This window comes from Amycolatopsis sp. cmx-8-4 (genome assembly GCF_046548675.1).
In the GTDB taxonomy this organism is placed as follows: Bacteria; Actinomycetota; Actinomycetes; order Mycobacteriales; family Pseudonocardiaceae; genus Amycolatopsis.
The window spans coordinates 738,029-758,169 of sequence record NZ_JAEBDZ010000001.1; the positions used below are offsets into that span (position 1 = coordinate 738,029).

Here is a 20,141-nt window from a genome sequence, read left to right on the forward strand (position 1 = left end):
GCGGGCAAATGATCGATCTGCATGTTCGGGCTGTGCCCCCGGCAGGATTCGAACCTGCGACACCCGCTTTAGGAGAGCGGTGCTCTATCCCCTGAGCTACGAGGGCGTGTACTGCCAGGCCCAGCGTACCGGGCCCGGGACACGCGCAGGCGCAGGGGCACGGATGGAGTAACCCGACCTACGTCGTCACCCGACTGAGTGGTTCTGACGGCGGCCGTACACCTCCAGGGTGGGCCGACGGCACCTGACCTGGTCGGACCAGCAGCTCACCTGGTCGTGTCTGGTTTCGAACTGCTGAACAACAGTAGGTAACCTTCGTTAACGGGACGCGGGGAGCCGCCTCCTACTGGCTGTTGCGGAGGGCTTCGTTGATCAAGCTCATGTTCGCCGACGACGAGGAACTGGTGCGCTCGGGGTTGCGCGCGATGATGTCCGGGGCCCAGGACATCGAGATCGTGGGCGAGGCGAGCGACGGCAGATCCGCGGTGGAAGTCGCTCGCCGTTATCACCCTGACGTGGCCCTTCTCGACATCAAGATGCGCGCGCCCGACGATGGCATCCGGGCGCTGCGGGCCATCCTCGCGCTGCCCGATCCGCCCACCGTCGCCATGCTGACCACCTTCGACATCGACGAGTACGTGAGCCTCGCGTTGCGGCTCGGGGCCAACGGCTTCCTGCTCAAGGACATCGACCCCGCCGCGCTGCTCCGGGCCGTGCGTGACCTGGCCAAGGGCGGTGCCGTCCTCGATCCGGGGGTGGCCGCGCGGATGGTGCAGTCGCACCGGGACGAACAACGTGCTGCTCAGCCGGCTCGCAAGCTGCTCGCCTCGCTGTCCGAACGGGAACGCGAGGTCGTCGCGTTGATCGGGCAGGGTCTCAGCAACGCCGAGATCGGGGGACGGCTCCACCTGTCCGAAGCCACCGTCAAGGGGTACGTCTCCGCCGTGCTCTCCAAGATCGGGGCGGCCAACCGCGTGCAGGCCGCGCTGCTGGCCTACCGCGGTGGCCTGCTCGACCAATAGATGCTGCTCACGGCGCTGGAGGTCCTCGGGCTCGTCGCCTTCGCGGCGTCCGGGGCGCTGGCCGCCGTGCGGGCCCGGCTCGACGTCTTCGGCGTCGTCGTGGTCGGGCTCACCACCGCGCTCGGCGGTGGGGTCATCCGGGACGTCCTGCTCGGCATCCACCCGCCGACGACGCTGCGGAACTGGCCCTACCTCGCCGTCTGCGCGGTGACGGCGCTCGTCGTGTTCGCCTTCCATCCGCAGGTCGCGCGGCTGCGGCGGGGCGTGCTGCTCGCCGACGCGCTCGGCCTCGGCGTGTTCGCCACCGCCGGGACGACCATCGCGCTCAATGCCGGCGCGACCGTCTACGCCGCGTGCTTGATCGGCATGACGACCGGGATCGGCGGTGGCGCCGTGCGCGACCTGCTGCTCCGGGAAATCCCGCTGGTCCTGCGGAAGGAGATCTACGCCGTGGCCGCGCTGGCCGGCTCGGTGCTCGTCGCCATCGGTCACGCTCTGCGACTGCCCGAGGGGCCGGTCACCGTCGTGGCGGCCGCGGCCGTGGTGGCCGTGCGGATGCTCGCGCTCTGGCGGCACTGGAACGCGCCGGTCGCGCGCGGTCCGGAGTGAGAGAAACTCTTTGTGTGTTCTGTGTGTGTTCTTAGGCGAGTCTCAGCACGCTGAGTAAAACTGTCGCCATGCGCATCCTTGTGGTGGACGACGACCGCGCCGTCCGTGATTCGCTCCGGCGGTCCCTGGAGTTCAACGGTTACCAGGTCGAGCTGGCCGGCGACGGTGCGCAGGCGCTGGAGGCGATCATCGCCAACCGGCCGGACGCGATGGTCCTGGACGTCATGATGCCGCGGCTCGACGGCCTGGAGGTCGCCCGCCGCCTGCGCAGCACCGGTGACGACCTGCCGATCCTCGTGCTGACGGCCCGCGACACCGTCTCGGACCGGGTGTCCGGGCTGGACGCCGGCGCCGACGACTACCTGCCGAAACCGTTCGCGCTCGAGGAACTGCTCGCCAGGCTGCGTGCGCTGCTGCGCCGCGCCGTCCCGGAGGGGCCCAACGGACAGGCGTCCGAGACACTGTCCTTCGCGGACCTCACCCTCGACCCGGGCACGCGCGAGGTCCGCCGCGGCGGCCGCGAGATCAGCCTGACCCGGACCGAGTTCGCACTGCTGGAGCTGTTCCTTTCCTACCCGAAGCACGTCCTCACGCGGGGCCGGATACTGGAGGAAGTATGGGGTTACGACTTCCCGACGTCGGGCAACGCCCTGGAGGTCTACGTCGGCTATTTGCGCCGCAAGACGGAGGCCGAAGCGGAGCCGAGGCTGATCCACACGGTGCGGGGGGTGGGTTACGTCCTGAGGGAAACCCCGCCGTGATCGACCCGCCAGGGGAGGAGGACCCGCGCGGCACCCGCTGGGGTACGCGCCGGTTCTCCCTGCGCGGCCGGGTGACGCTGCTCGCCGCGGCCTGTGTGGCCGGCGCCGTCGCGCTGGTCTCCCTCGGCGCGTACATGGTCGTCAGCAGCAACCTCTACCAGCAGCTGGACGACGGCCTCGTCGCGCGCGCCGAGGCGGCGGTCAACTCGCCGCAGGTGCAGACCGAGCTGCGGCAGGTCCCCGGCGCCTTCCTGGCGAGCGCGGACCTGCAGATCGGGCAGCTCAACGCCGCCCCCGACGTCCAGCACGCCGTGATGACCTACCCGCTGTCGAGCTCGGCGCCGCCGTTCGACCAGCGGGAGCTCGACGTCGCCAACGGCGATTCGGCGCAGTCGCTGCGGACGGACTTCCACACGGACAGCCGCGTCGTCGCGCTGCCCTCCGGGCACGGCGAGGCCATCGTGCTGGCCCAGTCGATGGGCCCGACCAAGCGCACGCTGAACGAGCTCGCGCTGGTGCTGTTCCTGATCGGCGGGGCGGGCATCCTGGTCGCCGCCGCGGCGGGCACCGCGGTCGCGCGCGCCGGCCTGCGCCCGGTCGACCGGCTGACGTCGGCCGCCGAGCGCGTCTCCAAGACCGGCGACCTGCGGCCGATCCCGGTCAGCGGCGACGACGAGCTGGCCCGCCTCACCCAGACGTTCAACACCATGCTCGGCACGGTCGCGGACTCGCAGGAGCGGCAGCGCCAGCTGGTCGCGGACGCGGGCCACGAGCTGCGGACGCCGTTGACGTCGCTGCGCACCAACCTCGAACTGTTGCTCGCCGCGAGCAAGCCGGGCGCGCCGCCGCTGCCGGACGCCGACCGCGTCGACATCGTCGCGGACATCAGCGGCCAGCTCGACGAGCTGACCCAGCTCATCGGCGACCTCGTCGAGCTCGCGCGCCAGGACGAGCCGCGCGAACGCTTCGAGCGCGTCGAGCTGCTGGACGTCGTCGAGCGCGCGCTGGACCGGGCGCGGCGCCGCGCGGGCGAGATCAACTTCGACGTCTCGCTGCAGCCGTGGGTGCTCACCGGGGACAACAGCTCGATCGAACGCGCCATCCTGAACCTGCTGGACAACGCGGTGAAGTTCTCGCCGCCGGACGCGACGGTCTGGGTGCGGCTCTACCCGCTCGGCGACGGTACGGCGGTGGTCGAGGTGGCGGACGCCGGCCCGGGCATCGCCGAGGAGGACCTGCCGAAGGTGTTCGACCGCTTCTACCGCTCGTCGGAGGCGCGGACGCTGCCCGGTTCCGGGCTCGGCCTCGCGATCGTCAAGCACGCGGCCGAGCGTCACGGCGGGGCGGTCTACGCCGCGCGAGCGCCGGAGGGCGGCGCGCTGATGACGATCCGGCTGCCGGGTGCGCCCGGCTGAGGTCGCAGTCGGGTAACTCCCGGGACGGCCGCCGTGGTGTCGGCCAGGATCGGCGCATGGTGCTGCGTCGATGCCTGGTCGCCGGGGGAGCCGGCGTGGTCGCGGCGCTGACCGTGACGCAGGTGCCGACGACCGGCTGGTGCACCGGAGGCGGCTGTGTCCTCCTTCCCGTCGTGCTGGTCCCGCTCGTGGTGCTGGCCGCCGTCCTGCTCGCCTGGGCGGTCATGGGGGTGGCCCGCGTCCGCCGCGCGTGGCAGGTCGCACTCGGCGGCCCGCTGGTCGCGTTGGCCCTGACTGCGACGCTGAGCGGCATGCGGACCTGGCCGCTCGTGCTGTACTTCCCCGTGGTCGCGGCCTGTTACGTGCTGGCCGCGCTGGTCACCTCCGACGCGCTGCCGCAGGCCTGGCGGGTTGCGCTCGTGTCGCCGGTGGTGGTGTTGTTCGGCTGGGGTGTTCTGCTGCCCCTCCTGGTTCCCGGCCTGTGACCTGGTGTTTCAAAGTTCACCCCGATCGCCTCAGCGGATACCGTGTTGAATCGTGTAGGATTTTGTGTGGTTGGGGAGCCGACTCGGGACGGAGTGAACGGTGCTGGCGCGTCAGCGACAGGCGGTGATCCTGGAAGAGGCACGCCGGACCGGTGCGGTCCGGGTCAGTGACCTCGTGACCAGGCTGGGCGTGTCCGACATGACGGTGCGCCGCGACCTGGACGTCCTCGCCGGGCGCGGGCTCGTCGAGAAGGTCTACGGCGGTGCCACGTCGATCGTCGGCAAGAGCACCGACGAACCCGGTTTCGAGGCCAAGTCCGTCCGCCAGCGCGCGCAGAAGGAAGCGATCGCCGAGCTCGCGGCGAACCTCGTCCGGCCGGGCACCGCGATCGGCATCTCCGCCGGCACCACCACGTGGACGCTCGCGCGGGCGCTCGACGCGATCTCCGGGCTCACCATCGTGACCAACTCGATCCAGGTCGCGGACGTCCTGCGCGGGTCGACGCAGCCGGATCGCACCGTCGTGCTCACCGGCGGCGTGCGGACGCCGTCGGACGCGCTGGTCGGGCCGGTCGCCGTGCACAGCCTGCGGTCGCTGCACCTCGACGTCGTCTTCCTCGGCGTGCACGGGATGTCCGACGGGCCGGGGTTCACGACGCCGAACCTGACCGAGAGCGAGACCGACCGCGCACTGGTCGAGGCCGGGCGCAAGCTGGTCGTGCTCGCCGACCACACCAAGTGGGGCACCGTCGGCATCTCGACGATCGCCGATCTGGACGAGGCCGACGTCGTCGTCACCGACGACGGGATTCCCGCCGACGCCAGGGAAATACTCGCCGAAAGGGCAGGGGAACTCATGATCGCCGAGACGGCGGAGACAGTCGAGGCTGAAGAAGCGTGAAGCGCACGTCACGACGCCTGGCCGATGGCCGGGAGATCATCTATTTCGACCAGCCCGGCGCGCCCGAGCGCGTCGCCGAGGACACCCGCGACCTGCCGCCGGTTTCGGCCGCGTCGGAGATCCGGCTCGACCCGCTGACCCACGAGTGGGTCGCGATGGCCGCGCACCGGCAGACGCGGACGTACAAGCCGCCCGCCGACCTCTGTCCACTGTGTCCGAGCAAGCCCGGCAAACCCAGTGAGATCCCGGAAAGCGACTACGACGTCGTCGTGTTCGAGAATCGCTTTCCGTCCTTCGCCGAGGATGTGACCGGCGAACCGACCACTGTGGACGGTCTCGGGCTGGTGCCGGTCAAGCCGGGGCGGGGGCGCTGCGAGGTCGTCTGCTTCACGAGCAACCACGACGGTTCCTTCGCCGGCCTGACCCCGAAGCAGGTGCGGGCCGTGGTGGACGCCTGGGCCGACCGGACCGCCGGACTGTCCGAAGTGCCCGGTGTGGAGCAGGTCTTCCCGTTCGAGAACCGCGGTGAGGAGATCGGCGTCACGCTGTCCCACCCGCACGGGCAGATCTACGGCTACCCGTTCGTCACGCCCCGGACCGCGCGCATGCTCGACGTCGCGCGCGCCTACCAGGCCGAACACGGCCGCCCGGTGCTCGGCGACGTCCTGGCGGCCGAACGCAAGTCCGGCGCGCGCGTCGTGACGTCCGGCGAGCACTGGACGGCGTTCGTGCCGCCGGCGGCCCGCTGGCCGGTCCAGGTCCAGATCGTGCCGCACCGGCAGGTTCCGGACATCCCCGCGCTGACCGACGCCGAGCGGGACGACTTCGCCGACGTCTACCTGGACGTCCTGCGCCGCTGTGACGCCCTGTACGACCGGCCGTTGCCCTACATCGCGGCGTGGCACCAGGCGCCGGTGCGCCAGGACCGCGAGCTCGGCTGGCTCCACCTGGAGCTGTTCTCCGTGTTGCGCGCGAAGGACAAGCTCAAGTACTTGGCGGGGTCCGAATCGGGCATGGCGGTCTGGGTGAACGACGCGACACCGGAACAAATCGCGGAACGGCTCCGCGCGGCGGGGTGACCCGGCCATACTCATCTCCGATGCACAGGTTCGGCTCAGGAACCTCTCAGGACCGTCCCGCAAGGTGATGACATGACCGAGAACGACCCCACCGCGCACGACCCCGCGACCCCGCGGCCTTCCGCGGACGCCCAGCCCGGCTCCGGGCAGGATGCCGCTCAGGGCGGTTGGGCCGGGAGTCCTTACGGCGAGCAAAGCGCGCCCGCCAGTCCGTATGGCGAGCAGAGCGCGTCCGGCAGTCCCTACGGCGACCCGGGCAGCACGGCGACCCCGTCCGGGGGCACTCCGCACTACGCGGCGCCGGCCGAGCCGTCCTACCACGCGGTCACGGGGGCCGATCCGTCCTACGGGGCGCAGAACGCGAACCCCTGGTCCGCGCCGGGGGCGCAGACGCCGCCGCAGGGGCACCCCCAGCAGAGCGTCTACCCGCCGCCGAACGCCTACGGGCAGCCCGGCACGTCGATCTACAACGCGCCTGCCTCGCCGCCGCCGAAGCAAAAGCGTTCCGGCGGCAAGCTGCTCGCCGGCGTCGCGCTGGTCGCGCTGCTGGTCGGCGGCATCGCCGGCGGCACGGTCGGGTACCTGACGGGCGGGACGTCGGGCCCGTCGAGCAACGCGCTCGACGCGCCGAAGCCGGCCCAGCAGACCGGCAACGCGCCCGCCGGCTCGGTCGAGTCCGTCGCGCAGAAGCTGTCGCCGAGCGTCGTCGAGCTGCAGGTGAGCGGGCAGCAGGGGGCCGGCGAGGGCTCCGGGTTCGTCATCAGCACCGACGGCTACATCCTGACCAACAACCACGTCGTCGAGGTCGCCGCGGGCGGTGGGCAGATCCAGGCCGTGTTCCAGGACGGCCGGAAGGCCGCCGCCAAGGTCGTCGGCCGCGACCCGACCACGGACATCGCGGTGGTCAAGGTCGACGGCGTCGGCAACCTGACCCCGGTCGAGATCGGCCGGTCCGACGACCTGCGCGTCGGCCAGTCCGTCGTCGCCATCGGCTCGCCGTTCGAGCTGGCCGGCACGGTCACCTCGGGCATCGTCAGCTCGCTGCACCGGCCGGTGCGGGCGGGCGGCAGCACCGGTGACCAGACCACGGTGATGGACGCCGTCCAGACCGACGCGGCGATCAACCCGGGCAACTCGGGCGGTCCGCTGGCCAACATGTCCGGCCAGGTCATCGGCATCAACTCGGCGATCTACAGCCCGCAGTCCGGGCAGGGTGGCCAGGGTCAGGGCCAGGGCGCGTCCGAGGGCGGCAACGTCGGCATCGGCTTCGCCATCCCGATCGACCAGGCCCGCCGCACGGCGGACACGATCATCAAGACCGGCCAGGCCGTGCAGACCTACATCGGTGCGCAGGTCAAGGACGCCCCGCAGGGCGGCGCCGAGCTCGGTGCCATCACCGCGGGCAGCCCGGCGGAGAAGGCCGGCCTGAAGTCGGGCGACATCGTGACGAAGATCGACGACCGCACCATCGACTCGTCCGACACGCTCGTCGCCGCGATCCGCACCCGGGCGCCGGACGAGAAGGCGACGTTCACCCTCCAGGGTGGCCGCACGGTCGAGGTGACCCTCGGCGGGCAGCCCGTCACCCCCAACTGATCCATTCCAGACGCTCGGCCGCCCTGGCGCGGCCGAGACCAACTTGGCTCGACCCCCGTAGCTTTCGGGGCCGGACCCACAAGGCCACGCGCGACCGGATTTCGATGCCGGTCGCGCGTGGCCGCATTTGTGGGGGCTTCCGAACGGGCTGTTCGCGTGTTTGGCTGGGCATCCCGCGTGATCAGGGAGGCATCACGCGTGATTGGAGGGGCATCACGCGTGTCTGGATGGACGGCTCGCGTACCTGGGAGGTCGGGTTGCGTGCCTGGAGGGTCGGCTCGCGTACCTGGGAGGTCGGGTCGCGTGCCTGGAGGGTCGGTTAGGTGCGGCGGGGGCGGGTGGGGCGCTTGCGGTGGGGTGTCAGGCGGTGGCGTAGGGCGGTGAGGACTACTGCCAGCCAGACTGCGGCCAAGGTGAGGGTGAGGCCTAGCGCTGGGTTGCCGTCGTGGAGGCCTGGCATGGGGGCCGTGCCGTAGGGGCGCCAGAGCAGCGGGAAGGCCAGGATCAGCAGGACGCCCGTGAAGACTGTGCCGGTCACCACCGGGGTCTTCCAAGGGCGTGGGAGGACGCGGGCCAAGGTGAGGCCGAGGATCGCCGTCAGTGGGGCGATGATGGCGTCGTTGAGGATCGGGCCGCCCACGAGCCAGCCGATCGTGCCGAAGACGTCCGGGCGCAACGGCAGCGCGTAGTCGGCGAACAGGACCACGCCCCACACGAGGGCCGCGAGGCCCGGTAAGGCGAGGAGCACACGGGCGGTCTTCACAGGGCCTCCAGTTTCGTGACCCACTTCGTCTGCAGCACCCCGGGCCGGTTCGGCGCGATGATCCGGCACGGGAAGCCGTGGTCGAGGTCGAGGACGTCGCCGTTGAGCTCCAGCGCGAGCAGCGTCAGGTCGTCGGCCGTGTGCTCGCCCGGGAGCACACTGACGCCGTACAGCCCGGCACGCTCCAAAGAGGACACCCGCACCGCCGTGCCCGGTTGTGATCCGGTGGCCTTCAGCAGTGTCGGCAAGGAAATCCCGCGCCAGGTCGCCGACTGGCTCCAGCCTTCGACGCACGCGATCGGCAGCTCGGCCGTCGTCTGCGGCAGGGCGCGCAGCTCGTCGAGCGAGAACTTCGTGGTGCCGCGCGGGGTCACCACCGAGAGCCGCCAGACCGCCGCCCGCGCCGTCTGCGTGACGCCCGCGGCCACGGCCGTGCGGTTCACCGGCAGGCCCTGCGTGCCCTTGCCCGTCTTCCAGGCAAGGCCGGAAACGCCGCGCAGGAAGGGAACCGTGGCCCCGGCGGTGGCGACCACCGCGACGCCGGTCGCCAGTCCCGTGGTGCGGAGGAAGCCGCGCCGCGACAGCCCGACGGCCGGCGTTTCCTCGGCTTCCGAGTTGACCCGGCTCAGCGCGCGGCGGATGACCGGCAGCTTGACCGCGACGTGCACCAGGATCGACCCGATCGCCAGCCACGCGACCGCGTAGTGGACCTGCGGGAAGTAGAACGCCCACGGGTAGTTCTGCGCGACGTTCAGCAGGCCGGTCGTCAGCTCGAAGAACGCCGAACCCGAGAGCACCAGGATCGAGAGCCGCTCCAGGGCGTGCGGCAGTGAGCGGACCAGCGGCCGGCCGAACAGCTTCGGGTAGACGCTCCACAGTTTCGCCAGCAGCAAGGGGATCGACGCCACGCCGGAGACCACGTGCAGCCCCTGCGTGACCCGGTAGAGCCCGACCGGGCGGCTCGGCCAGAAGAACCACTCCGGCGGGTGCTGGATGAAGTGGCTGATCAGGCCGGTCACGAAGCAGGTCGTGAAGGTGACCGCGAGCGCCAGCCCGATCTTCGACGTCACACGCTCGTTGTGTGCCGCGGCCTTGAACTGCTCTTCCTTCGGGATCGGCAGTTGTTCGACGCGTTCGTTCAGCCGCGCTCGCGCTTCGCGCGCGCGCACCGCGAGGGGCGTGCGTTTGGGCTTCACGGCTTCTCCAACCGGGCGAACCAGCGGTGGCCGTGCCGGGTGGTGCGGTCGACGTGCAGCCCGGCGCGGTTCGCGACCTCGGCGATGGCGTCCGCGCCGACCCAGGCCCAGGTGAACCATGCGACGTCGGCGTGGCCGGGCCGCAGCCGGACGCGCTCGTGCCGCAGGCCGCCGCCGGGCGGGTCCAGCTCGACCAGGACGTCGCCGTCATCGGCGATCAGTTCGGCCGCACGACGCAGCAGCACCGCGGGGTCGCCGCCGATGCCGATGTTGCCGTCGGCCAGCAGGACGTGCCGCCAGCGACCCTCGCCGGGCACGTGGTCGAAGACGTTGCGGTGCAACGCACTCCCGCCACGGCGGCGGGTCAGGCGGACGGCCGTGCGCGAGCTGTCCACACCCAGCGCGACGACGCCGCGTTCGGCCAGCGCGGCGGTCAGCCGACCCGGGCCGCAGCCGATGTCGAGGGTCGGGCCGGTGCAGGCGTCGAGCAGCACCTCGTCGCCGTCGGACGCCTGGGCCCAGCGCTCGACCGGCAGCTCGATCCGTTCGCCGCTGGGCAGCTCGAGCCAGCAGCGGTGGCCGAGCAGGCCGCGGTCGAACTCGCTTCCGGTGCTCGCCGGCGCCGTCATCAGGCGGCCGCCCGATCAACGGCCGCGACGGCGCGGGCGAACCGGCTGTCCGGGCATTCGAGCGCCACCCGGCGGGCGTCGGTCATGGTGTCCACATCGGACAGTTCGGCCGCTTGCCACGGCTCCAGCCCGCATGCGATGAGGGCACGCAGCGTGCGTTCGCCGGTGTCGTCACGAGACATCGGGACGCCCGCGATGGCCTGCGCCCGCCGCGGGTCGGTGAGGCCGAGAGCCCACCAGCCGCCGTCCGCGGCCGGGCCGAGCACGCAGTCGCGGCCGTTCCGCAGGACGGGGTCGATCGTCGCGGCCAGCGAATCCGGCGTGACCTGCGGGGTGTCCATGCCGATCTGCAGGATCGGGAGGCCGGCGTGCACCGCGTCGGCGTCGGCGTGGGCGTTCGCCAGCCGGGCGCCGAAGTCCCAGCCACGCTGCGGGATCACGGTCGCGCGGCGCAGCGCGAGCCCGATTTCGGCGCCCCGGGCGGCGGCGTCGAGGTCGCCGGTCATCGCGACGACCGGCGCGGCGCCGGGCACCGCGCAGGCCGCGTCGAGGGTGTCGAGCAACGCGGACGCGGCGATCTCCGCCGCCTGAGCCGGTGTCGCGGGCGGGCAAAGCCTGGTCTTGGCGAACCCCGGCACCGGCGCCTTGGCCACGACCAGCAGCACGAACGTGGCCTTCATCGCGCCAGCACCCGCCCGACGTCGCGGACCGCGCGCAGCGTGCCCCGCACCGAGCCGGACACCTTCGACTTCGTGCCCTTGGCCCGCTCGCCGTACCGGACGTCGAACTCGCGGACCCGCCACCCGGCGCGCTGCGCCCTGATCAGCAGCTCGAGGGGATAGCCGAACGCGCGATCCGTGACGCCGAGGCCGAGCAGCGCCCGCCGGTCCGCGGCGCGCAACGGCGCGATGTCCCGCACCGGCAGTCCGCGGGTGCGCAGCAACAGCGACAGCACGACGTTGCCCGCCCGCGCGTGCCACGGCCAGACCCCGGGGCCGGTGGGCACCCGGCGTCCGACGGCCAGGTCGGCGCCGGCCACGACCGCCGCCACCAGCCGCGGCAGGTCGGCGAGGTCCAGGGAGCCGTCGGCGTCGGCGAAGCACACGATGTCCGCGGTGGCGGCTTCCAAGCCGGTGTGCACGGCCGCGCCGTACCCGCGACGCGGCTCGTGGATCACCTTCGCGCCGAGCGCGGCGGCCACTTCGGGTGAGCCGTCGGCTGAGCCGTTGTCGACCACGATCGCGCGGTAGCCCGGCGGCAGCCCGCTGAGCACACCGGGCAGGGCGCCCGCCTCGTCGAGGCAGGGGAGGACCACGTCCACTTCCAAGTCAGTCACGCCGCTGACGGTAGGTCTATCGTGGACGGTGGGAAACCGTTGCGGTGCTTACTGAATCATGACGTTGACCAATCGGGTGACGAGTTCTTACCGGCTCGTTACGGCTGCCGTCGCCGGACCGCGGAACCCGGCACAGGGCCCTAGGGTGGGCGGCGATGAGCGAGCCGAAGCCGGCAGCCGGGCTTGCCGAGCCGCCTGCCCGCGAACCCGACGACCTGCCACCTGATCGACCCGGGCGCCGCGCCCGCCGGGCCGATCTCCTCGCCGTCGCGGCGGCCGTGGTGCTCGTCGCCGCGGCCGCCGCGGCCGGCCTCTACTACAACCGCCCGAACTCCGGGGTGGTCATCTTCGTCAGCGCGCCGCCGCTGTTCGCCGACTGGCTGCCGCACGTCGGCCCCGGGTCGGTGTTCGCGGTGCTCATCGCCGCCGCGGTGGTGCTCCACGGCCCGGCTCTGGCAGCTCGCCTGCCGTGGCGCCGCGCCCTCGTCGCCGGCTACTTCGCGTCGCTCGCCTGGATCTTTTCACTGACCTTGGTCGACGGCTGGGCGCGCGGGTTCGCCGGGCACCTCACCATTCCCCAGGAGTACCTGCACGAGGTACCCGGGATCACCGACATCCCGCGGATGCTGCGCGAGTTCTCCTCCCGCATCCTCGACTTCCAGCCGAACTCCTGGACCACTCACGTGTCCGGGCACCCGCCGGGCGCGACGCTGGTCTTCGTCTGGCTGGACCGGCTCGGCCTGCACGGCGGCGCGTGGGCGGCGACGGCCGTCGTGCTCGTCGGCAGCCTGGTGGCGGTGGCCGTGCCCGCCTCGGTCGCCTTGCTCGGCCGGCCGGAAGCGGCTCGCTCGGTGCTGCCCTTCGCCGTGCTCACCCCCGGTGCGGTGTGGATCGGCGTGTCGGCGGACGGCCTGTTCGCCGGGGTGACGGCGACCGGCCTGGCGTTGCTGGCACTGTCCGCGAACGGGTTCGCCCACGGCTGCCGGTACGCCGCCCCCGCCGGGTTGGCCGCGGGCGGACTGCTGGGCTTCGGCATCTTCCTGTCGTACGGCCTGGTGCTGCTGGGCGCGGTCGCGCTGGCCGTGGCCGTGCTCGGACGGCAGTGGCGGGCGGCGGCACTGGCGATAGTGGCGGCGCTGGCAGTCGTCGCCCTCTTCGCCTGGGCGGGTTTCTGGTGGCTCGACGGCTACCACCTGGTTGTCGAGCGCTACTACCAGGGAGTCGCCCTGGTCCGGCCGTACTCCTACTGGGTGTGGGCGGACCTGGCCGCGGTCGCGGTGGCTCTCGGCCCCGCGGTCGTGGCCGCCCTCCGGCGTGGCCTGACCGAGGCGTTCCTGCCCCGCCCCCGCCGCGCGGTGTGGACCGAACCGGTGCTCCTCCTCGGCATCGCCGCCCTGCTCGCGATCATCTTCGCCGACGTTTCGGGCCTGTCGAAAGCGGAGACCGAACGGATCTGGCTACCGTTCGGGGCGTGGCTGCTGCCGATGACGGCTCTGCTGCCACGGCCGGGGCGCCGGTGGTGGCTGGCCGCGCAGGCCGCGACGGCGCTGGCGGTCAACCATCTGCTGCTGACGGGCTGGTGAAGACATGACAGGCGATCTGGCCGGGCGCGTGCTCGTGGTCGACGACGACGAGACCGTGCGCGACGTCGTGCGCCGCTACCTCGAGGTGGCCGGGTTCACCGTCGACATGGCCGGCGACGGCGCCGAGGGGCTGGCGAAGTTCGCCGCCCACGAGCCCGACCTGGTCGTCCTCGACGTCATGATGCCGGGGATCAACGGCCTCGAGGTGTGCAAGCGCCTCCGCCAGGTCAGCCAGGTGCCGATCGTCATGCTCACCGCGCTCGGCGAGGAGGAGAACCGGATCGCCGGGCTCCAGCTCGGCGCCGACGACTACGTGACGAAACCCTTCAGCCCCAAGGAACTCGCCTTGCGCGTGGCGTCCGTGCTGCGCCGCGCGCGGATGCCCCGCCCGGCACCGGCGGCCGCGGAACTCGTCGACGGCGACCTGCGGCTGCAGATGACCGCTCGCACCGCGACCCTCGGCGGCCGCGAACTCCCGCTCACCACCCGGGAGTTCGACCTGCTGGCGTTCTTCCTCGGCCACCCCGGCGTCGCCTACTCGCGGGCGGACCTGCTGGAGAAGGTCTGGGGCTGGGACTTCGGCGACCAGTCCACGGTGACCGTCCACGTGCGACGGTTGCGCGAGAAGATCGAGCGCGAGCCGGCCAAGCCGACCCGGGTCGCGACCGTCTGGGGTGTCGGCTACCGCTACGACCGGGAGCAACCGTGATCGAACCCGGAGAGTCCTTCGGCGAGATTCTGGCGCACCTCTGGCACATCCTGCCGCTGGCGTTGCTGTTCGCCCTGCCCGTGGCCGTGCTGGGCGGCGTGGTGCTCTACGTGGTGCGCCGCGGTTCCCTGGCCACCACCCTGACCGTGCTGGTGCTGATCCCGGTGCTCGCGACGCTCGTCGGCGTGCTGGGCGTCAGCGGGTTCATGTTCACCCCGGCGCTGACCACGATGCTGCTGGTCTGCCTGCTCGTCGCGGTGATCACCGTGCCCGCAGCGATCATCCTCGGCCGGGCCATCGCGCGCCGCAGTGTGTGGGAGCGCGAGGCGCGGAACCGGGAGCGCGCGGCCGAGGCCTCGCGGCGCGAGCTGGTCGCCTGGATCAGCCACGACCTGCGCAGCCCCCTGGCCGGCATCCAGGCGATGGCGGAGGCACTGGCCGACGGCGTCGTCTCCGAGCGCGACGAGGTCGCCGACTACGCCCAGCGGATCAGCGGCGAGACCACCCGGCTGTCCGGGATGGTCGGCGACCTGTTCGAGCTTTCGCGGATCACCGCGGGTGCGCTCGAGCTCACCATGTCCGCGGTGCCGCTGCGCGACGTCGTCAGCGACGCCGTCGCCGCCCAGAGCCCGGTCGCCGAGCGGAAGCGGGTGCGTGTGCTCGCCAACGCCGAGTCCTGGCCGATCGTCTCCGGCAGCGACCCGGAACTGGCCCGGATCGTGCGGAACCTGGTGTCCAACGCGATCCGCCACACCCCGCCGGACGGGACGGTCGCGGTGCAGATCGGCGTCGACGGCGACGAGGCCCTGCTCGCCGTCGACGACTCCTGCGGCGGCATCCCGGACGACGAGATCGGCCGCGTCTTCGACGTCGCCTTCCGCGGCACGCAGGCCCGCACACCCGAGCGCAGCGGGACGACCACCGGTGGCGGGCTCGGCCTGGCCATCGCCAAGGGTCTGGTCGAGGCGCACCGGGGGAAGATCGGCGTGCACAACCACGGCCCGGGCTGCCGGTTCGAAGTCCGCTTGCCGCTGGCAATGCCGTAGATATGGGTGACACCCACATCAGTGGGACTTCCGGCTGATCCGAGTCCCGGCCGCCGTGGGGCGCTGGGTCGAACTCGAGCTGCGGGCTGACAACTCGCTGGCCTCGTCCAGCCAGCGCTGGCGGGTGCGGGCCGCCTCGGCCGGGTCGTGGTCGGCGATGAAGTGGATCCGGTCGTCGCGCAGCTGCACCGGTGCGTGGATGACGTCGCCGAGCAGGATCAGCCGCTCGTCGTCCGTTTCGACGTCGAGGACGTAGTGACCGGGGGTGTGGCCCGGCGCGTGGCGTGCGGTGACGCCGGGGGCCAGCGGCACGGCTTCACCGTGGATCGCCTCGATGCTCCCGGCCGTGCGGACCGCCTCCAGCCCGACGCGGCTCCAGTCGTCGTGGCCGAGCCGTTCGACCATCGGGTGCCAGTCCGCCGCGCCGTGGACGACCCGGGCGCGGGCGAAACGCCGGCGTGCCCTCCGGCGCCAGCCAGCCCACGTGGTCCGAGTGCAGGTGCGTGACGAACACCGTGTCGACGTCCTCGGGTGCCGTGCCCGCCTTGGCCAGCGCGGCGAGGAGGTCGCCGCCTTCACCCATCGGCTGCGTCGGGTCGCCCGCGGCCGGCGTGACACCGTGCGGGAAGCCGGTTTCGCGCGGGCCGAACCCGGTGTCGACCAGGATCGTGCGGCCCTGGCCGCGAACCAGGAACGCGCCGATCGGCACGTGCACGGTGCCGGGTCCAGTCCGGGGAATGACGGTCGCCGGACCATTCCCGTCAGACCGAAACCGGGTCCCGCAGTTCCGCCGTCGCGAAGCCGTCGATCCCGGCGGCGAACCCGACCTCCGCGGTGAACCCGAGCAGCTCCCGGGCCCGCGCGGGGTCGGCGACGACGTGCCGGACGTCCGCGGCCCGGGCCCCGCCGACGACCCGCGGTGCCGGGCCGTCGCACGCCCGCGCCAGCTCGACGGCCAGCTCACCGACGGTGTGCGGGGTGCCGGAGCAGACGTTGACCGGGGTGCTGTCGCCCGCCGGGCCGGGCGTGTGGAGGGCGAGCACGTTGGCCCGCGCGACGTCGTGGACGTGCACGAAGTCGCGCTGCTGACGGCCGTCCTCCAACACCAGCGGGGCTTCGCCGCGGACCAGCGCCGAGCGGAACAGGGACGCGACGCCGGCGTACGGGGTGTTCTGCGGCATCCGCGGCCCGTAGACGTTGTGGTAGCGCATCGCCCAGACGCTGCCGCCGGTCTGCCGGGCCCACGCGCCGGCCAGGTGTTCCTGCGCCAGCTTCGTGGCCGCGTAGGTGCTGCGGGGGTTCAGCGGCGCGTCCTCGGGCACCAGCTGCCAGGCCAGCTCGGTGCCGCAGACCGGGCAGCGCGGCTCGAACCGGCCCGCGTCCACATCGGACACCCGGCGCGGCGACGGCGGCACGACACCGTGGTCCGGGCACGAGTACCGGCCTTCGCCGTAGACGACCATCGACGACGCGAGCACCAGCTTCCGCACTCCGGCCGCGTGCATCCCGGCCAGCAGCACCGCCGTGCCGTAGTCGTTGTGCAGGGCGTACGACGGCGCGTCCGACGGGTCGATCCCGTGCCCGACGACGGCCGCTTGGTGGCACACCGCGTCGACACCTTCCAGCAGCTCGGCGACGATCTCGGTGTCGGTCACGTCGCCGCGCAGGAACCGGTGCCTGCCGGTGTACGCCGGTGGCGTGCGGGAGCCGTGGGCCGTGGCGAGCAGGTTGTCGAGCACCACGACGTCGTCGCCCGTATCGGCCAGCTGATCGGCGATGTGTGACCCGATGAACCCGGCTCCGCCGGTGACCAGTACGCGCATAACGGACACGCTAGGTGCCCGCGCCGGGCGCCGTCACGACGAGCGCGGTCACGTCACGGAATCGTCAGAACTCGCCGGGCACCTCCCGGCGGCGGGCCGTCGAAACCGACTACGGTGGGCGCCATGGAACGGAGTGCACAACGGCTGGGCCGGGCCCTCGTGGTCATCGTGGACGATCGCGTGGCGCACGGCGAGCACGAGGACGGCACGGGACCCCTGGTGACCGAGCTGCTCGAAGAAGCGGGCTTCATCGTCGACGGCGTGGTCGTCGTCGAGGCCGAGTCCGTGGGTATCCGCAATGCGCTCAACACCGCCGTGATCGGCGGTGCCGACCTGGTGATCACCGTCGGCGGCACCGGTGTGCTGCCGCGTGACAACACCCCCGACGCCACCGCCGGCGTGCTCGACCGGCCCATCCCGGGCATCAGTGAGGCGATCCGCGCGTCCGGCCTGGCCGCCGGCGCCGTCGACGCCGGGATCTCGCGAGGGCTCGCGGGCGTGTCCGGCAGCACCCTGGTGGTCAACCTCGCCGGCTCGCGCTCCGCGGTGCGGGACGGGATGGCGACCCTGACCTCGCTCGTGCCGCACGTGATCGACGAGCTCTCGGGCCTCGAAGAGGTGTGATGCCCGGTCGCGCGCTGCGGATCCACAGCGCGCGACAGGCACCGCCCGGACGAGAGCGTTCCTTCGCTCTGGAGTTGTCAATGAACACGTCGTGGGACACTGGGGCCATGCCGGGCCAAGAACGCGACCACCAGGCCGGCAGCGCTCAGCGCCGCCGGGTCGACGAGATCTTCGGGGACGTCCTGCCCGAGACGACCTCCGACGAGCGCGACCCGGACCGGCGCACCGGCCTCCCGGACGACTGGTACCGGGAGAACCGGCCACCGCACCACGACCGCTGACCTCAGCCGCGGCCGCCGTCGCGCTGGGCCTGGGCCCGCAGCAGGTCGCGGATCTCGATGAGCAGCTCGACGTCGGTCGGCTCCGAGGGACCCGGCTCCTGGCCGCGCTTGCGGCGCTCCTGCACGTGTTTCACCGGCAGCACGATCACGAAGTAGACGACCGCCGCGACCAGCACGAAGTTGATCGCCGCGTTGATCACGCTGCCGATGTCCAGGAACGTGGCTTTGTTGTTGTCGAAGATCTGGTAGCCGAGGCCCTGCGCGGCGTCCGCGCCGCCGATCGTGCTGATGAGCGGCTTGATGAGGCCGGTGGTGAACGCCGTGACGATGGCCGTGAACGCCGAGCCGATGACCACCGCGACGGCGAGGTCGACGACGTTGCCGCGCATCAGGAAGTCCTTGAAACCCTTGAGCACTGGTTCTCCTCACGAACGGGGACGGTGCTCCACCGCCCCGAAGCCTGCCGGGGGATGCCGTCGCCCGTCTCGGCGGACGCGGGCTAGCGGAGAGTAACCGTTACCGGACGGTCCAGTGAAATCGCCGCCACCCTCGTCGCGACTTCCTCCGGAAGCCGAAGCAGCACAAGCGGTCCCTTGGCCGGTCCGGCCAGCGGACGCGCCGAGCCGGCTTCCGGCGATGAGATCGTCACCACCGTGGCCCCACTGGCCAGCACGGACGCGGACCCTCCCGGCGCGGCCACGACGTCGACGCGCTGTCCGGGGTGCAGCAGTTCGGCCACGGCCGCGTCGGCGAGCCGGACCGGCACGGTCGCCGTCGCGGGATCACCCGAAGCGGGGAGGGTGATCGCCAGCCGGACGTCGGTCAGGGGTTCACCGGCGCGGACGGCGCCCGCCAGCAGCCGCCCGGCGGCGCCGTCGAGGTTGGTCAGGGCTCCGGACGGGCGTGTCTCGCCGGGGAAATCGGCCAGCCGGACGTCGGCGGCGCGGAGCGTGGCGCCGGACGGGAGATCGCGCGCCGCGACGACGGTCGGGGTCGTCGGTGCGCCCCGCGCGGAGCCGGGATGCGCGACGAGCAGGGTCCCGGTCAGGAGCAGGCCGACGGCGAGCCAGCGGCGGAGCAGCCGTGTCCGCCGGCTCGGCAGCCGGGTGAGATCGAGTGTGCGGAGCTTCGCCAAGACGTCCACAGGTGCTCCTCGGTCGGATCGAGTGCGGCGACGTGCCGCACAAGATCGACGTTAGGAGCAGCGGACGGGCCGCCGGAAGGGCCTCGTCCGCACCCTGTGGACAACCGGGGTGTTGTGGATAACTCCGGGTTCAGGAGGCCGCGGCGGCGGTTTTTGTCGTACCCGAGGAGGAGGATGCCGAGCCCGAGTCGGACTTGGGCTTCGACTCCGTCTTGGTCTCCGGCTTCGACTCGGACTTGCCCTCGCTCTTCGCCGGGGTCGAGGTGGTGCTCGACTTGCTGGCTTCACGCGAGTCGGTGCGGTAGAAACCGCTGCCCTTGAAGACGACGCCGACCGAGCTGAAGACCTTGCGGAGCGGGCCGGAGCACTGCGGGCAGACCGTCAGGCTGGGGTCCGAGAACGACTGCACGGCTTCGAACCGGTGGTCGCATTCTTTGCAGGCGTACTGGTACGTAGGCACTGAGGGCTCCTTTGCTGGCACTCATCCGACAAGAGTGCCAACTAGATTGTGCTTGAAAGCATTCCCCGAAAGCAATTCCTCGTTGCTCACATCGGCAGCTCGAGCACGCCTCGACCCGGGGTCAAGACGCCGCTCATCCGCACGTCGTGAGGTTGTCCGGGCAGCCGGTCGACCAGCTCTTCGTCGCGGACGACGGCGAGCAGGCGCGCCCCGGCCGCGGCGAACACCAGCGAGCGATCGTAGTGCCCGGCGCCGCGGCCCAAGCGGACACCCTGGCGGTCCACGGCCAGCGCGGGCACCAGGACCAGCTCGGCCGCGCCGACGGCGGCGGCACCCAGGCGTTTTCCGCCCGGCTCGAGGACGCCGCGCAGCCGGCCGGGCGCGAGATCGGCCTCGCCGGTGTACTCCGCCCAGTCCAGCGGACCGGGGTCCGGGGCGATCACCGGCAGCAGGACCCGCGCCCCGCCGGCGGCCAGCGCGTCGACGAGCGCCGTCGTGCCCGGTTCGGTGCCGAAGGGCAGGTACGCGCACACGGTCGTGGCTGTGACCTTCGACACCGCGCTGACCAGCGCCGATGCCTCGTTGGCGTGCGATTCGGCGGTCTGTTCCGCTCTCGCGCGCGTAAGGCGGGTACGCCACTCCGCCTTGCTCAGGTGCTCATTGCCCAGCGCATGCATGG

25 protein-coding genes and 1 tRNA gene are annotated in these 20,141 nt (G+C 72.1%); 13 read left to right on the plus strand and 13 right to left on the minus strand.

What is annotated here, in order from left to right; all coding sequences use genetic code 11:
* Positions 1 to 33: 33 nt before the first annotated feature.
* Positions 34 to 106, minus strand: a tRNA-Arg gene (locus tag ACLJQZ_RS03620).
* 262 nt (positions 107 to 368) lie between these two features.
* On the opposite strand from ACLJQZ_RS03620, the gene ACLJQZ_RS03625 reads away from it, so the two are divergent.
* The 8 genes from ACLJQZ_RS03625 (at position 369) to ACLJQZ_RS03660 (ending at position 7,868) form a co-directional block, all read left to right on the plus strand.
* A complete protein-coding gene (locus tag ACLJQZ_RS03625; protein WP_247058120.1) occupies positions 369 to 1,022 on the plus strand; it encodes a response regulator in 654 nt (217 codons plus the stop codon).
* Positions 1,023 to 1,631, plus strand: a complete 609-nt coding sequence (locus ACLJQZ_RS03630) for a trimeric intracellular cation channel family protein (protein WP_410618531.1) — start codon at positions 1,023 to 1,025, stop codon at positions 1,629 to 1,631.
* Between the two features lie 68 nt (positions 1,632 to 1,699).
* Positions 1,700 to 2,392, plus strand: a complete 693-nt coding sequence (locus ACLJQZ_RS03635) for a response regulator transcription factor (protein WP_410618532.1) — start codon at positions 1,700 to 1,702, stop codon at positions 2,390 to 2,392.
* The gene (locus tag ACLJQZ_RS03640; RefSeq protein WP_410618533.1) at positions 2,389 to 3,807 is read left to right on the plus strand and encodes an ATP-binding protein; all 1,419 of its coding nucleotides are present in this window, start codon (positions 2,389 to 2,391) and stop codon (positions 3,805 to 3,807) included. Before ACLJQZ_RS03635 ends, ACLJQZ_RS03640 begins: the two co-directional genes overlap by 4 nt.
* Before the next feature lie 56 nt (positions 3,808 to 3,863).
* Positions 3,864 to 4,292 (plus strand): hypothetical protein, encoded by a 429-nt coding sequence (locus tag ACLJQZ_RS03645; protein WP_410618534.1) that lies wholly within the window; start codon positions 3,864 to 3,866, stop codon positions 4,290 to 4,292.
* A 100-nt stretch (positions 4,293 to 4,392) separates the two neighbouring features.
* On the plus strand, positions 4,393 to 5,193 hold the full coding sequence (locus tag ACLJQZ_RS03650) for a DeoR/GlpR family DNA-binding transcription regulator (protein ID WP_410618535.1): 801 nt from the start codon (positions 4,393 to 4,395) through the stop codon (positions 5,191 to 5,193).
* The gene (gene galT, locus ACLJQZ_RS03655; protein WP_410618536.1) at positions 5,190 to 6,272 is read left to right on the plus strand and encodes a galactose-1-phosphate uridylyltransferase; all 1,083 of its coding nucleotides are present in this window, start codon (positions 5,190 to 5,192) and stop codon (positions 6,270 to 6,272) included. The genes ACLJQZ_RS03650 and galT overlap by 4 nt, the downstream gene beginning before the upstream one ends.
* 72 nt (positions 6,273 to 6,344) lie before the next feature.
* Positions 6,345 to 7,868 (plus strand): trypsin-like peptidase domain-containing protein, encoded by a 1,524-nt coding sequence (locus tag ACLJQZ_RS03660; RefSeq protein ID WP_410618537.1) that lies wholly within the window; start codon positions 6,345 to 6,347, stop codon positions 7,866 to 7,868.
* A 319-nt stretch (positions 7,869 to 8,187) separates the two neighbouring features.
* On the opposite strand, the gene ACLJQZ_RS03665 is transcribed toward ACLJQZ_RS03660, so the two are convergent.
* The 5 genes from ACLJQZ_RS03665 to ACLJQZ_RS03685 form a co-directional block, all read right to left on the minus strand.
* A complete protein-coding gene (locus tag ACLJQZ_RS03665) occupies positions 8,188 to 8,631 on the minus strand; it encodes a hypothetical protein (protein ID WP_410618538.1) in 444 nt (147 codons plus the stop codon).
* Entirely contained in the window at positions 8,628 to 9,752 is a 1,125-nt protein-coding gene (locus ACLJQZ_RS03670; protein ID WP_410618596.1) for a molybdopterin-dependent oxidoreductase, read from the minus strand. Before ACLJQZ_RS03670 ends, ACLJQZ_RS03665 begins: the two co-directional genes overlap by 4 nt.
* Before the next feature lie 71 nt (positions 9,753 to 9,823).
* On the minus strand, positions 9,824 to 10,456 hold the full coding sequence (locus tag ACLJQZ_RS03675; RefSeq protein ID WP_410618539.1) for a class I SAM-dependent methyltransferase: 633 nt from the start codon (positions 10,454 to 10,456) through the stop codon (positions 9,824 to 9,826).
* Entirely contained in the window at positions 10,456 to 11,136 is a 681-nt protein-coding gene (locus ACLJQZ_RS03680; RefSeq protein WP_410618540.1) for a DUF2064 domain-containing protein, read from the minus strand. The genes ACLJQZ_RS03675 and ACLJQZ_RS03680 overlap by 1 nt, the downstream gene beginning before the upstream one ends.
* Complete coding sequence (locus tag ACLJQZ_RS03685; protein WP_410618597.1) at positions 11,133 to 11,777, minus strand: glycosyltransferase family 2 protein; 645 nt, start codon at positions 11,775 to 11,777, stop codon at positions 11,133 to 11,135. Before ACLJQZ_RS03685 ends, ACLJQZ_RS03680 begins: the two co-directional genes overlap by 4 nt.
* 170 nt (positions 11,778 to 11,947) lie before the next feature.
* Here ACLJQZ_RS03685 and ACLJQZ_RS03690 point away from each other — a divergent pair, with 170 nt between their 5' ends.
* Genes ACLJQZ_RS03690 through ACLJQZ_RS03700 form a run of 3 tightly spaced genes read left to right on the plus strand, consistent with a single transcriptional unit; the run spans position 11,948 to position 15,130 of the window.
* Entirely contained in the window at positions 11,948 to 13,375 is a 1,428-nt protein-coding gene (locus ACLJQZ_RS03690) for a hypothetical protein (RefSeq protein WP_410618541.1), read from the plus strand.
* A 4-nt stretch (positions 13,376 to 13,379) separates the two neighbouring features.
* A complete protein-coding gene (locus tag ACLJQZ_RS03695; RefSeq protein ID WP_410618542.1) occupies positions 13,380 to 14,084 on the plus strand; it encodes a response regulator transcription factor in 705 nt (234 codons plus the stop codon).
* Positions 14,081 to 15,130, plus strand: coding sequence for a sensor histidine kinase (locus ACLJQZ_RS03700; RefSeq protein WP_410618543.1), 1,050 nt, complete (start codon positions 14,081 to 14,083; stop codon positions 15,128 to 15,130). The genes ACLJQZ_RS03695 and ACLJQZ_RS03700 overlap by 4 nt, the downstream gene beginning before the upstream one ends.
* Positions 15,131 to 15,148: 18 nt before the next feature.
* Here ACLJQZ_RS03700 and ACLJQZ_RS03705 read toward each other — a convergent pair whose 3' ends face one another.
* From ACLJQZ_RS03705 to ACLJQZ_RS03715, 3 genes are read right to left on the minus strand one after another with little or no spacing between them, the layout of a single operon-like run.
* Positions 15,149 to 15,535 (minus strand): MBL fold metallo-hydrolase, encoded by a 387-nt coding sequence (locus tag ACLJQZ_RS03705; protein WP_410618544.1) that lies wholly within the window; start codon positions 15,533 to 15,535, stop codon positions 15,149 to 15,151.
* Complete coding sequence (locus ACLJQZ_RS03710; protein ID WP_410618546.1) at positions 15,447 to 15,845, minus strand: MBL fold metallo-hydrolase; 399 nt, start codon at positions 15,843 to 15,845, stop codon at positions 15,447 to 15,449. The genes ACLJQZ_RS03705 and ACLJQZ_RS03710 overlap by 89 nt, the downstream gene beginning before the upstream one ends.
* Before the next feature lie 46 nt (positions 15,846 to 15,891).
* Entirely contained in the window at positions 15,892 to 16,953 is a 1,062-nt protein-coding gene (locus ACLJQZ_RS03715; RefSeq protein WP_410618547.1) for an NAD-dependent epimerase/dehydratase family protein, read from the minus strand.
* Positions 16,954 to 17,076: 123 nt separating this feature from the next.
* Between ACLJQZ_RS03715 and ACLJQZ_RS03720 the strand changes: the two genes are divergently transcribed.
* Together ACLJQZ_RS03720 and ACLJQZ_RS03725 are read left to right on the plus strand one after the other, a co-directional pair.
* Positions 17,077 to 17,577 (plus strand): molybdenum cofactor biosynthesis protein B, encoded by a 501-nt coding sequence (locus ACLJQZ_RS03720; RefSeq protein WP_247058089.1) that lies wholly within the window; start codon positions 17,077 to 17,079, stop codon positions 17,575 to 17,577.
* Between the two features lie 107 nt (positions 17,578 to 17,684).
* Positions 17,685 to 17,858: a hypothetical protein gene (locus tag ACLJQZ_RS03725; RefSeq protein ID WP_247058087.1), complete on the plus strand. Its 174-nt coding sequence runs from the start codon at positions 17,685 to 17,687 to the stop codon at positions 17,856 to 17,858.
* Between the two features lie 2 nt (positions 17,859 to 17,860).
* Here the strand turns inward: ACLJQZ_RS03725 and mscL are convergent, their stop codons facing one another.
* The 4 genes from mscL to ACLJQZ_RS03745 all read right to left on the minus strand — a co-directional run bounded on the left by mscL (position 17,861) and on the right by ACLJQZ_RS03745 (position 20,139).
* A complete protein-coding gene (mscL, locus tag ACLJQZ_RS03730; RefSeq protein ID WP_410618549.1) occupies positions 17,861 to 18,274 on the minus strand; it encodes a large-conductance mechanosensitive channel protein MscL in 414 nt (137 codons plus the stop codon).
* 83 nt (positions 18,275 to 18,357) lie between these two features.
* Complete coding sequence (locus tag ACLJQZ_RS03735) at positions 18,358 to 19,002, minus strand: SAF domain-containing protein (RefSeq protein WP_410618550.1); 645 nt, start codon at positions 19,000 to 19,002, stop codon at positions 18,358 to 18,360.
* A 130-nt stretch (positions 19,003 to 19,132) separates the two neighbouring features.
* A complete protein-coding gene (locus ACLJQZ_RS03740) occupies positions 19,133 to 19,462 on the minus strand; it encodes an FmdB family zinc ribbon protein (RefSeq protein ID WP_410618551.1) in 330 nt (109 codons plus the stop codon).
* A gap of 86 nt (positions 19,463 to 19,548) precedes the next feature.
* Positions 19,549 to 20,139, minus strand: a complete 591-nt coding sequence (locus ACLJQZ_RS03745; RefSeq protein WP_410618553.1) for a 5-formyltetrahydrofolate cyclo-ligase — start codon at positions 20,137 to 20,139, stop codon at positions 19,549 to 19,551.
* Positions 20,140 to 20,141: the final 2 nt, after the last annotated feature.